We start from the raw sequence: 9,800 nt of genomic DNA, 5'->3' as shown, positions 1-9,800 counted from the left end.
GGTCCGCCAACCCCCTCACCGGGGGCAACACCAGCGGCCCGGCGAAGCCGGTTCCGCGGTGTTTCCCGACCGGGCCTGGCTTCGCCGGCCGGGCGGCAGCTGGAATCAGCGTGATCCCGTTGGCTGGGCGGGATCGACGTACCACCGCGTATTGATCAGCTCCGGCTCTTCGTGTGCCTGCAGCCGGGCCCAGTGGCGGTCGGCATCCTCGACGAAGAGGTCGCGTGCGATGGCTTGCGCGAGCCGGGTGGCGCCGATGGCCAGGCCGGGGATGTCGCCGGCCAGCGCGCCGTGGCTCATGGTCGCGCCCCAGTTGAAGAGGCGCATGCGGCCGAGCGCCTTCGACTCGTCGTGCGCCACGTCGCCGCGGCCGAGCAGTTCGAAGCCCGCGCCCAGGTAGGGAAAGCGCGCCGGCTCGGGATGGCGGGCGGCTTCGTCGGGCGCCACGTGGCGGGCCCAGGTATCGATGCGGCGCGTGTAGGGCGCGATCTCGGGGCGGTCCAGCAGGTCGACGTCGAAGCCGGTGCCGAAGATCACCGCGTCGAATCGTTCGCTGCCGCCATCGGGCAGTGCCACGGTCACGCCCTCGGCATCGGGCGCCACGTCCAGCCAGGGCGTGCCCAGCCGCAGCGTGAAGGCGGCATGCGCGTCGCAGCGCCGCACGCTTTCCCAGGGCGGCGGCACCTGCTCGTCGAAGATGTAGGTGTACACGCGCCATTTGCGCGCATCGTCCAGTCCTTCGAAGCCGCGCAGGAAGCCGTAGCTCGAAGCCGCCTTGCTCTTGTTCACCTGCGGCAGCTGCGCCCGGCGCGCGAAGAGCTGGACCTGCGCAGCGCCGGCCTCCAGCGCGCTGCCGGCGTTGTCGAATGCCGAGGCGCCCGCACCCAGCACGCCGACGCGGCGCCCCGCCAGCGCGGCGAAGTCGATGGCGTCGGCCGAATGAAAGACGCGACCGGCCGCGTGCGGGTCGTCCCGGCGCAGTGACGGAAAGTCGGGCCAGCGCGGCGCACCGCTGCCGTCGCGGCCCAGTGCCAGCACCAGCTGGCGGGCGCGCACCGTCTCGCGTCGGCCGCCAGGGCCTTCGAGTTCGAGGGCCAGCAGGCGGCCGCCATCGAGATGGGACACCGCGTGCAGCGCGACACCGTTGTCCACCGCCAGGCCGGCCGTGTCGCGCACCCACAGCAGGTAATCGCGCCAGTCGACACGGCCGATCTTGTGCAGCGCCTGCCAGCCTTCGGCGCCATGCTGCGCCTCGTACCAGGCACGGAAGTTCAGCGAGGGCACGCCGAGCTCGGGGCCGCCCACCTGCTTGGGGCTGCGCAGGGTCAGCATGCGCGCGTAAGTGCCCCAGGGGCCTTCGTCGCCGCGCTGGGCGCGGTCTATCACGCGGATGTTCGCGAGGCCTTCGCGGCGCAGCGCGAAGGCGGCGGTCTGGCCGCACATGCCGGCGCCAGCCACCAGCACGTCGAGCACGGGCGCGTCGTCGGTGGCCGACGTGTCGGGCAGCATCCAGGTGGCGGGCGGGACGTTGATGCGTTCGAGGTCGGCGCGTGCCTGCGCGGCGAGTACGTCCAGGGCCGCCAGGTTTCGCGGGCTGGTGGTGAACTGGGGCGGCACCGGCGGCAACGCGGTCGGGGAATGGGCTGACATGGTCCTGAAGATAATCCAGAAGATGATCGCCCTCGACTGCTACTACAGCCTCTCCTCGCCCTGGGCCTACCTCGGCGGCCCGCAACTGCAGGACATCGTGCGCCGGCACCACGTGCGCCTGACGCTCAAGCCCTACGACTTCCAGGCCGTGGTGCCGCAGACCGGCGGCATTCCGCTCAAGACGCGGCCCGAGGCGCGGCGCAGCTACCACGCGCTCGAACTGGCGCGCTGGCGCGACCACCTCGGCATGCCCTTGGTGCTGGAGCCGGCGCACTATCCGAAAGGAAAACCGGCCGACCCGGACTGGAACAAGTACCCCGGCTGGATGGTCATCGCCGCCCAGTTGCTGAGGCTCGACGCGCAGCCGCTGTCGCATGCGCTGCTGCGGGCGCTGTGGGCCGAGGAGCGCGACACCTCCGACGCGTCGGTGCGCATCGCGGTGGCCGGCGAGAACGGCTACGACGGCGCCGCGCTGCAGGCGATGGAGCGCGCGGCCGAAACCCAGGCGGCCTACCGCGCCTACAGCGAAGAGGCGGTCGCCCTCGGCGTGTTCGGCTCGCCGACCTTCGTGCTCGAAGGCGAGCGCTTCTGGGGCCAGGACAGGCTGGGCTTCCTCGACCGCGCCCTCGACCGCCTGCGTGACCGATAGGGGAACGGGCGCGGCGGATAATCCCCCGATGCGAATCCGCTTCACCAAGATGCAGGGCGCCGGCAACGACTTCGTCGTGCTGGACGAAACCCGCCATCCGATGGGCCTCAGTGCGGGGCAATACCGCTTTCTGGCCGACCGCCATTTCGGCGTCGGTGCCGACCAGATCCTCAGCGTGCGGCCCTCGCCCGCGGAGGGCATCGATTTCCAGTACGTGATCCACAACGCCGATGGCGGCGAGGTGGAGCAGTGCGGCAACGGCGCGCGCTGCTTCATGCGCTTCGTGCGCGAGCAGGGCCTCACGGGCAAAGACTCCGTGCGCGTGCAGACGCTGTCGGGCGTGATCGAGCCCAGGATGGGCGACGATGGCCGCGTCACCGTCGATATGGGCGCGCCGATCTTCGAGCCGCAGCGCGTGCCCTTCGACACCGCCGGCCTCGACCCGCAGCAGGACAACGGCTGGCACACCTGGCATCTGGCGCTCGGCACGCATGCCGAAAGTGCGAAGGTGTCGTTGGCGGTGCTGTCGATGGGCAACCCGCATGCGGTGCAGATCGTGGCCGACGTCGACACCGCACCGGTGGCGAAGCAGGGCCCGGCCATCGAGCACCATCCGCGCTTTCCGCAGCGCGTCAACGCCGGCTTCATGCAGATCGTCGACCGCACGCACGTGCGCCTGCGCGTGTTCGAGCGCGGCGCGGGCGAAACCCTGGCCTGCGGCACCGGCGCCTGCGCCGCCGTGGTGGCGGGCATCCGGCTCGGCCGGCTCGACTACCGCGTCGACGTCCAGACCCGCGGCGGACTGCTGACCATCGAATGGGCCGGCGGCAATGCGCCGGTGCTGATGACCGGACCCGCCGTCACCGTGTTCGAAGGCGACATCGAGGTGCCTGACGCCGCATGAATTCCATCCCCCAAGCCGCCATGAATCCCATCACCGAAGACGACATCGCCAACTACCTCGCGAACTCCCCCGACTTCTTCGAGCGCCATGCGCAACTGCTGGCACAGGTGCAGCTCACCAGCCCCCACGGCAGCCGTGCCGTGAGCCTGCAGGAGCGCCAGGCCGAGATGCTGCGCGAGAAGATCAAGGCGCTCGAGCACCGCGTGATGGACATGGTGCGCCACGGCACCGAGAACGTCGTGACGGCCGACCGCCTGCAGCGCTGGACGCGCGGCCTCCTGACCACCCGCGACCCACGCGCGCTGCCCACGCGCATCGCGGCCGACCTGCAGACGCTGTTCCTGGTGCCGCAGGTCGCGATCAAGATCTGGGACTGCGACGGCAGCTATGCGAGCGAGGCCTACGCACAGGGCGTGAGCGAGGACATGAAGGCGCTGGCCACCTCGCTGACCACGCCCTACTGCGGCGTCAATGCCGGCTTCGACGTCGCGGGGTGGCTGTCGGAGCCGCAGGCGGCCGTGTCGATGGCGCTGATCGCGCTGCGGCCCGAGGCCGAGTCGCCGGCTTTCGGCCTTCTGGTGCTCGCGTCGCCGGACGCGCAACGCTTCCATGCCGACATGGGCACCGACTTCCTGGAGCGCATCGCCGAGCTGGCCTCGGCAGCGCTGTCGCGGCTACGCCCTTGATGGCGCGCTGGCGGCGCGTGCTCGTGGGCACGCTGGCCGCGCTGTTGCTGGGTTATTTGGCGGTCTACGCCGTGGTCTGGCGCGAGGCGCACGTACGGCTGGCGCAGCCGCCGGCCCAGGCGGCCGACGTGGCCCTGGTGCTCGGCAACCGCGCCTACCGCGACGGCCGCCCCAATCCCTGCCTGACCGGGCGCGTCGACACCGCCATCGCACTCGCGCGCGCGGGCCTGGTGCGGCAACTGCTGTTGTCGGGCGGTGTGGACCGCGAGGACGGCCGAATCGAAGCCGAGGTCATGCGGGAGCACGCCCGGGCCGAAGGCTACGAAGGCGCGTTGCTGGTGGAGCCGGTGTCGCAGTCCACCCGCGAGAACCTGTCGATGTCGCGCCCGCTGCTGGAGGCCGCGGGCGCGCAGCGCGTGATCGTCGTCAGCGAGCCCTACCACCTGTGGCGGGTGCAGCGGCTGGTGCAGGCCGCCGGCTTCGATCGCCGCTTCGACGTGCAGTACGCCGCCGCGCCCACCACCTGCTGGCAGCGCTGGGGCATGGCCTTCCGCGGCGCGTTGCGCGAGCCGCTGGCCATCGTGAACAATGCGGCGAATGGCTACCTCCACTGAATCCCCGCTCGTCGAGAAGTATCTCGAGTACGTGCGGGTCGAGCGGCGGCTGGCGGCGCGCACGGTCGAGCTCTACGCGATCCACTTGCAGGGCTTGGCCGAAAGGGCCCAGGCGGCCGGCCTGGCGCTGACGCAGGTGCATACCGCCCACGTGCGCCGCTGGATGGCGCAGCTGCACAGCGCCGGCCACGAGTCGCGCGGCATCGCCTTGATCCTGTCGTGCTGGCGCAGTTTCTACCGCTGGCTGGGGCACGAGGGACTGATCACCTCGAACCCCGTGCAGGACGTGCACGCGCCGAAGGCCGGCCGGCCGCTGCCGAAAGCGCTGGCAGTCGACGAAGCCGTGCAGCTCGCCGAGCTGCACGACGAAGATGCCGACCCCTGGACCGAGGCGCGCGACCGCGCGATCGTCGAGCTGCTCTACGGCTGCGGCCTGCGGGTTGGCGAGCTGACCGGGCTGGACCTGCGCGCCAGCGGCACCGCGCTGGGTTGGGTCGACCTCGACGCCAGGGAGGCCAGCGTGCTCGGCAAGGGCAGCAAGCGCCGCATCGTCCCGGTGGGCGCCAAGGCGGCCGAGGCGCTGCTTGCATGGATCGCGGTGCGCGACGAATGCCCGGCACTGCCCGTCGCCCGCCTGCGCGATCCGGCCGCTGCCGCCGCGCTCTTCATCGGCCGCACGGGCATGCGCCTGTCTTCCCAAGCGGTCTGGCGGCAACTGCGCGGCCGCGGCCTCAAGGCCGGGCTGGCCACGCCGGTGCATCCGCACATGCTGCGCCACTCCTTCGCCAGCCACGTGCTGCAGTCCAGCAGCGACCTGCGGGCAGTGCAGGAACTGCTGGGCCACGCCAACATCTCGACCACGCAGATCTACACGCGGCTGGATTTCCAGCATCTGGCGAAGGCCTACGATGCGGCGCATCCGCGTGCGAAGGCGAAGGCGAAGACGAAGTAATCGAGACTTTGCCTGTTGATGGTCAGGATCGATGTGGTGAGTTGAATCGCAGCCAGTCCTTGCAGAGCTTCCTGAACGAGCGACTGTTCTCGAACGCCATTTCGAGGTTCATTCGAGCGGTAAATGCAGGCTGGTCGGTCGTCTCGTTGTAGCCCACTCCGCCCATTCGCCGCGCCATCCAGCCCTTCGCGTTGCGAGGTATCTCCGCTTCGCGCGAACCCTGCGACGCGTCGAAAGTGAAGTTGCGGTGCCCATGCAGCGAAGCAGCGGCGGCGATGAACCAAGCCTCGTACTCCCTGTTCGCAAGCACGACGGATACGTGGCGATGCGGAACAATGGCTTGTGCTCGTTGAAGAATCTCAGGTCCCCGCGCCGCTGGACAGTCGTCATCCGCGTCGAGCAACACCAGGATCAAGCCATCGTCTCCGCACTTGGCGGCAGCCAGCAGCAGATGACGGCGAAACTCGTCTTCCTTGTTCAGGAACCGATCTTTGTAGACCCGGATGGGAGCTGGAACATGCAGCGTCGCATGAGGTGTCTGCCACTCGCAAACGCGACGAAGGAGCACTGGAAGGGCTGCAGCCTCCCCCTGGCCCTCGACAATGGAAGCAACCGTGATCAAGTAGCTGCTCGCCCGAAGAGTTCGATCTGCTTCTGACCTTGCGCTTCGAGCACGTCGCGATCGGGTGCCAATTGATTGAGCCGAAGCAGTTCGCCCGCGGAGAAGAGGTGGTCACGCATCGTCGAACGCGAAGCGGCGTCCAATGGAGCGATGCGGGTTTCACCGCCTTCCGACAGAACCGCCAGCAACGAGTCGGCGTCGAGATTCCGATCGTCCAGGAGATCTGGGCTGTGGCTTGTAACGATGACTTGCGTTTTCCGTGAGGCTCGGACCAGAGCTTCTCTGAGCGCAGCGCTTGCCGCAGGATGCAGAGCGGTTTCAGGCTCCTCTACGCCAATCAGTGATGGCGCGTGGTCCCTATTGCCTTGGAAAAGGGCGGTCAGCACACCCAATGCTCGAAGCGTGCCGTCCGACATGTTTTGTGCCAGGAATTTCCAAGGATCTTTAGACCCCGCCATGTCTTGGCGAAATTCCAGCGTTTCCATCGGGCCGATTTTTTTCCTTTCGACGCCCTGCACCATCGGTGCGACAGTCTGCAGATACTCTTCAATGACGCGCATGGCGTCAGGCGCCACCCGTTCGAGATGGCCGATGACACTTGCAACGTTTTCACCTGCGGATTTCAGCAGGCGGCCATCTTGCGGGTTCTGCATCTCACGCATGAGCTTCGGGTTCAGGTTGTAGAAGCCCATTGACGTCAACGCATCGAAGACCGGCCTGAACGCGGTGAGCCCCGACAGGCTGACCAAGGCGAGTCGATCGGGCGTGACTGCCGGAAACGTCGCCTCGCTGCTCTTCTTGAGCACGCCTTTCTCGATCTTGAAGAATGGCCCCTTGCCCAAGCCGCCAAGAACGCATTCTTCCGTCTGAACTTCATTGCCGAACTCTTGCCGGCTCCCGACTCCGAAAGCGTAATGACCAAGTACGCCATTCGGCAGCATGAACTCAAGCCGTATGCCGAAGTGGGTCGGGTGACCATTGGACCGGCGGCGAACCTCGGACAGGCCGCCTCTGCTGTTCAAAGCATTCTCCAATGAGCCCGTCAAGGCATCGGACACCAGGTGCAGGGCGTCCAGGAAGTTGCTTTTTCCGGAACCGTTCGATCCCACGAGATAGGTCAACGGGCTCAATTGGACGTCGCAGCTACCGATGCTTCGGTAATTGCGAAGAACCACGCGTCGTATGAAAACGGGAGCGCTCAACGTAAAAGGCCTTTCAAGCCAGGTTGCCGATTCTTCGGGTGAAGTTAGGCCATGGGTGGCCCAACGCAGTGCCGATGTAGTTTCGCACGCCGAACCGACGAAAGCACTGGAAGCTTCAGCGGCGAGAATGCAGACCCTCATGAAATCTCTACGCCTGCGGCCCGGCAAGGAACGCTCCCTGCTGCGCCGCCATCCCTGGGTTTTCGATTCGGCCATCGCCAAGGGCGGCGGCGATGCCGGCGAGACCGTGCGCATCGAAGCGGAAGACGGCCGATTCCTGGCCTGGGCCGCGTTCAGCCCGCATTCGAAGATCCGGGCGCGGGCTTGGAGCTTCGACGAGAAGCAGCGCATCGACGCGGCCTTCATGGCGCAGCGCGTGCAGGCTGCGGTGGCCGCGCGGCAGCTGTTCGACATCCGGAGCGACGGCGTCCGGCTGGTGCATGGCGAGGCCGACGGGCTGCCGGGGCTGATCGTCGACCGCTACGGCGACACCTTGGCGGCGCAGTTCCTGTCGGCCGGCGCCGAACGCTGGAAGGGCCAGATCGCCGATGCGTTGCTGGCGGCCACCGGGCTCGCGAAGTTGTACGAGCGCTCCGATGCCAGCGGCCGCGAGCGCGAAGGGCTGCCGCCGGTCACCGGCTGGCTGCGCGGCACCGGGCCGACCGAACTCGCGATCCGCGAGCACGACTGGCAGCTGACGCTCGATGTCGCCACCGGCCACAAGACCGGCTTCTACCTCGACCAGCGCGACAGCCGCCGGCGCTTTGCCGAGCTCGCGCGGCAGCGGCGCTTTCGGAGCGTGCTCAACTGCTTCTGCTACACGGGCGGCTTCACCGTCGCGGCGCTGGCCGGTTTGAAGGCGGCCGATGCGCTCGACGGCGCGGCGCTGGTGTCCATCGACTCGTCGCTCCCCGCGCTCGAGCGTGCGCGGGCGCACGTGGCGCTGAACGGCTTTGCCGGTGCGAACACCGAATTCCTGGACGCCGACGTCAATGCCTCGCTGCGCCGATTTCTCGACGAGGGACGGCGCTTCGATGCCATCGTGCTCGACCCGCCCAAGTTCGCGCCCACCGTGGCCCATGCCGAGCGCGCGGCACGTGCCTACAAAGACCTCAACCGGCTGGCGCTGAAGCTGCTGGAGCCGGGCGGGGTGCTGCTGACCTTCTCCTGCTCGGGCGGCATCGGCGCCGACCTGTTCCACAAGATCGTGGCCTCGGCCGGCATCGACGCAGGGGTTGACGGATTCATCAGCGAGCGCCTGGGTGCGGCGCCCGACCACCCGATGACCATCGAGTTCCCGGAGGGCGAGTACCTCAAGGGGCTGGTGGTGGTGCGCAAGTAGCCCTGCCCACAACCGTCGGTGTTTTGCCCTTGGCAGAAGCGGGGCCGGGGGCGCGTGGCTAAACTTTCCGCCTTCCTGCCTTTCCCACATTCCCGGAGCACCCATGGCCCTCATTCCCGCCACCATCCTCACCGGCTTCCTAGGCTCCGGCAAGACCACGCTGCTCAAGCGCATCCTGAGCGAGGCGCATGGCCAGAAGATCGCCGTCATCGAGAACGAGTTCGGCGAGGAGAACATCGACAACGACATCCTGGTCACGGAGTCGAAGGAGCAGATCGTTCAGATGAGCAACGGCTGCATCTGCTGCACCATCCGCGAAGACCTGCGCGAGGCGCTGCAACTGCTGGCGGCCAAGAAGCGCAAGGGCCTGCTCGACTTCGACCGCGTCGTGATCGAAACCACCGGCCTGGCCGACCCGGGCCCGGTGGCGCAGACCTTCTTCATGGACGACGAGATCGCCGAGAGCTACCTGCTCGACTCGATCCTGACCCTGGTGGATGCCAAGCATGCGCCGCAGCAGCTCAACGACCGGCAGGAGGCGCGCCGCCAGGTCGGCTTTGCGGACCAGATCTTCATCAGCAAGAGCGAGCTGGTCGCCAAGGAGGAAACGGAGGCGCTGGTCCATCGTCTCAAGCACATGAACCCGCGCGCGCCGCAGAAGACCGTGCATTTCGGCGACGTGCCGCTCAAGGACGTGTTCGACCTGCGCGGCTTCAACCTGAACGCCAAGCTCGACATCGACCCGGACTTCCTGAAGGAAGAAGGGCATGACCACGACCACGACCATGAACACGGCGAGCACTGCGACCACCCGTCGCACGCGCACGAAGGCCACGGCCACCATCATCACCACGACGACGACGTGAAGAGCTTCGTCTTCCGCGCCGACCGGCCCTTCGACCCGGCCCGGCTGGAAGATTTTCTGGGCGCCATCGTCAACATCTACGGCCCGCGCATGCTGCGCTACAAGGGCGTGCTGCACATGCAGGGCACCGAACGCAAGGTCATCTTCCAGGGCGTGCACCAGCTGATGGGCAGCGACCTCGGCCCGGCCTGGGGCCCGGACGAACAGCGCAACAGCCGCATGGTGTTCATCGGAATCGATCTCCCGAGGGAAATCCTGGAGCAGGGCCTGGAGCAGTGCCTGGTTTGACCTGAAAAGCCCGAAGGCCACCGCTG

General features: G+C 67.7%; 10 protein-coding genes. 7 read left to right on the top strand and 3 right to left on the bottom strand.

Annotated features, from left to right (window positions below; translation table 11 throughout):
• Positions 1-105: 105 nt before the first annotated feature.
• Positions 106-1,650 (bottom strand): FAD-dependent oxidoreductase, encoded by a 1,545-nt coding sequence (locus B0W80_RS33060; RefSeq protein ID WP_083745794.1) that lies wholly within the window; start codon positions 1,648-1,650, stop codon positions 106-108.
• Between B0W80_RS33060 and B0W80_RS33055 the strand changes: the two genes are divergently transcribed.
• From B0W80_RS33055 to B0W80_RS33035, 5 genes are read left to right on the top strand one after another with little or no spacing between them, the layout of a single operon-like run.
• Positions 1,649-2,299, top strand: coding sequence for a 2-hydroxychromene-2-carboxylate isomerase (locus B0W80_RS33055; RefSeq protein ID WP_077003375.1), 651 nt, complete (start codon positions 1,649-1,651; stop codon positions 2,297-2,299). The two genes, B0W80_RS33060 and B0W80_RS33055, sit on opposite strands and share 2 nt — an antisense overlap.
• 28 nt (positions 2,300-2,327) lie before the next feature.
• Positions 2,328-3,203 (top strand): diaminopimelate epimerase, encoded by an 876-nt coding sequence (dapF, locus tag B0W80_RS33050; RefSeq protein WP_077003373.1) that lies wholly within the window; start codon positions 2,328-2,330, stop codon positions 3,201-3,203.
• Between the two features lie 20 nt (positions 3,204-3,223).
• Positions 3,224-3,889, top strand: a complete 666-nt coding sequence (locus B0W80_RS33045; protein WP_179107087.1) for a DUF484 family protein — start codon at positions 3,224-3,226, stop codon at positions 3,887-3,889.
• Positions 3,889-4,503 (top strand): YdcF family protein, encoded by a 615-nt coding sequence (locus tag B0W80_RS33040; RefSeq protein ID WP_077003371.1) that lies wholly within the window; start codon positions 3,889-3,891, stop codon positions 4,501-4,503. Before B0W80_RS33045 ends, B0W80_RS33040 begins: the two co-directional genes overlap by 1 nt.
• Positions 4,487-5,455 (top strand): tyrosine recombinase XerC, encoded by a 969-nt coding sequence (locus B0W80_RS33035; protein ID WP_077003370.1) that lies wholly within the window; start codon positions 4,487-4,489, stop codon positions 5,453-5,455. The genes B0W80_RS33040 and B0W80_RS33035 overlap by 17 nt, the downstream gene beginning before the upstream one ends.
• Positions 5,456-5,477: 22 nt before the next feature.
• Here the strand turns inward: B0W80_RS33035 and B0W80_RS33030 are convergent, their stop codons facing one another.
• Together B0W80_RS33030 and B0W80_RS33025 are read right to left on the bottom strand one after the other, a co-directional pair.
• Positions 5,478-6,077, bottom strand: coding sequence for a DUF4276 family protein (locus B0W80_RS33030; protein ID WP_077003369.1), 600 nt, complete (start codon positions 6,075-6,077; stop codon positions 5,478-5,480).
• A complete protein-coding gene (locus B0W80_RS33025; RefSeq protein ID WP_256856756.1) occupies positions 6,074-7,252 on the bottom strand; it encodes an AAA family ATPase in 1,179 nt (392 codons plus the stop codon). Before B0W80_RS33025 ends, B0W80_RS33030 begins: the two co-directional genes overlap by 4 nt.
• Before the next feature lie 166 nt (positions 7,253-7,418).
• Here B0W80_RS33025 and B0W80_RS33020 point away from each other — a divergent pair, with 166 nt between their 5' ends.
• Together B0W80_RS33020 and B0W80_RS33015 are read left to right on the top strand one after the other, a co-directional pair.
• Positions 7,419-8,621 (top strand): class I SAM-dependent rRNA methyltransferase, encoded by a 1,203-nt coding sequence (locus tag B0W80_RS33020; RefSeq protein WP_077003374.1) that lies wholly within the window; start codon positions 7,419-7,421, stop codon positions 8,619-8,621.
• A gap of 103 nt (positions 8,622-8,724) precedes the next feature.
• The gene (locus B0W80_RS33015) at positions 8,725-9,774 is read left to right on the top strand and encodes a GTP-binding protein (protein WP_077003367.1); all 1,050 of its coding nucleotides are present in this window, start codon (positions 8,725-8,727) and stop codon (positions 9,772-9,774) included.
• Positions 9,775-9,800 lie beyond the last annotated feature (26 nt).

This window comes from Variovorax sp. KK3 (genome assembly GCF_001984055.1).
GTDB lineage: Bacteria > Pseudomonadota > Gammaproteobacteria > Burkholderiales > Burkholderiaceae_C > Variovorax.
The sequence above is the reverse complement of the archived record's forward strand: the minus strand, read 5'-3'. Positions and strand labels throughout refer to the sequence as shown.